General features: G+C 41.5%; 1 protein-coding gene. It reads left to right on the top strand.

Annotation, left to right across the window (positions count from 1 at the left end; genetic code table 11):
* The first annotated feature begins 3 nt into the window (after window positions 1-3).
* Window positions 4-240, top strand: coding sequence for a hypothetical protein (locus tag AAEY79_RS15935; protein ID WP_352289644.1), 237 nt, complete (start codon window positions 4-6; stop codon window positions 238-240).
* Window positions 241-248 lie beyond the last annotated feature (8 nt).

Genomic DNA, 248 nt, shown 5'->3' with positions numbered 1-248 from the left:
ACATTGAATAACGAAGAAGCCGTACCGGTTAAAGATCCAGCAGCGCTTGCCCCTGACAACCCCAAAGATAGCTATGAAGGGCGTAAGAATGACCCAGATATTGATGGACCTCAGCAAAAATCTCAAGAGACTGATGAAATCTATGTCGACCCCCGTAAAGAAGAAAATTTACCGGATGGTGGCAAGAATGTAGGCGAGTTAAATGCGTATGATTTAAGCCAAAAAGGCAATCAAATATAATTAAGAAA

The organism is Psychrobacter sp. GW64-MNA-CIBAN-0177 (assembly GCF_040309585.1).
Classification (GTDB): domain Bacteria; phylum Pseudomonadota; class Gammaproteobacteria; order Pseudomonadales; family Moraxellaceae; genus Psychrobacter; species Psychrobacter okhotskensis.
The sequence above is the reverse complement of the archived record's forward strand: the minus strand, read 5'-3'. Positions and strand labels throughout refer to the sequence as shown.